The organism is Actinomycetota bacterium, assembly GCA_030682655.1.
GTDB lineage: Bacteria > Actinomycetota > Coriobacteriia > Anaerosomatales > JAUXNU01 > JAUXNU01.
In genome coordinates, this window is record JAUXNU010000014.1 from 1 (window position 1) to 1,161 (window position 1,161).

Sequence of the window (1,161 nt, forward strand, 5' to 3'; positions counted from 1 at the left end):
CTCCCAGACGGCTACCTCGATCACTCGTACATGCGATGAGACGCGCGCGGCGAGCGCCTCGTACAGAACGCGTGCGAGGTTCTCAGCGGTGGGAGTGATCTCGTCAAACGGCGGCACTTCGTTGAGATATGCATGATCGAAGGGAGCCAGTGCCGCTGCAAGGTCGGACTTCAGGTCTTTGAAGTCGTATACGATGCCGATGTCGTCGAGCGCCTCCGCGCCGACCGTGACTTCCACGTCCCACGTGTGTCCGTGCAGCTCACGGCACTCGCCGGGATACCCGCGAAGCGCGTGCGCCGCGTCGAAGTGCCCCTTGACGGTGAGTTCGTACATCTCTTAGCCCCTTACGGCGGATCTCACTCGAAGAGCGTGTCGGCCCGGACGGTCTGACCGGGCTCGCACGTCGGATTCCCGACGATTCTGCGCAGGTCCATCGCTTGGTTGGCAAGCGCGTCCGCATCTGCGTTCTGCTCACGACGAACGTGGATGACCTCGAACGAAGAGAACCCCCGAAGCAGCTCCATCGTCCGTACGAACAGCGGTCGCAGGTTGGGGTGTTTGACACGGTAGACACCGTTGATCTGCTTGACCACAAGCTCGCTGTCCGCGTAGACGGTGACGGTGTCGAACCCGCTCACATGCGCGTTCTCGAGCCCCCACACGAGAGCCTCGTACTCGGCAATGTTGTTGGTCGCCTCGCCGAGGAAGCGACCCGCCTGGCAGACGACCGCGCCGTCGGCATCCGCGAGCACGAATCCGGCACCCGCAGGACCGGGGTTGCCGCGCGCCCCACCATCGGTGCGCAGAACGCAGCGAGCCATCTATGCCTCGCTCGGAGCACGGACCACCAGGAGTCTGCGACACGCAGGGCAGATTCCGATGTCCGGCCCGTCGGTGAGCGCCTTGACACGTTCAGCGGGCAGAACCATGCGACATGCCGTACACGCATCGTTCTCGAGGCGGCCCACTCCCACGCCACCCTTGCTCGATCGCACGGATTCGTAGCGCTTGAGAAGCTCGGCATCGATGTCGGTCCGAAGCGTTGCCCTGCGGGCGGTCGCCTCGGCGATCTCCTGCTGGAGGTGTCCCCCGCGGTCCTTGAAGCGCTCCACGAGCACGGCGTCCTTGCGCGCGAGCTGTCCCAGCGCACCGTCGATCGTC

At 64.7% G+C, this 1,161-nt stretch carries 3 protein-coding genes; all 3 read right to left on the reverse strand.

The window, feature by feature from the left end; genetic code table 11:
* Window positions 1-333, reverse strand: a 333-nt coding sequence (gene queD, locus Q8K99_01050) for a 6-carboxytetrahydropterin synthase QueD (GenBank protein ID MDP2181144.1), incomplete at its 3' end; no start/stop codon positions are given.
* Between the two features lie 23 nt (window positions 334-356).
* Entirely contained in the window at window positions 357-821 is a 465-nt protein-coding gene (locus Q8K99_01055; GenBank protein MDP2181145.1) for a ribonuclease HI family protein, read from the reverse strand.
* Window positions 822-1,161: hypothetical protein (locus Q8K99_01060; GenBank protein MDP2181146.1), on the reverse strand; the 340-nt coding region annotated here is incomplete at its 5' end.

Bases quoted from the DNA above. Each gene is read 5' to 3' on its own strand.
- Q8K99_01055 (MDP2181145.1), bottom strand. From the start codon at position 821: ATGGCTCGCTGCGTTCTGCGCACCGATGGTGGGGCGCGCGGCAACCCC.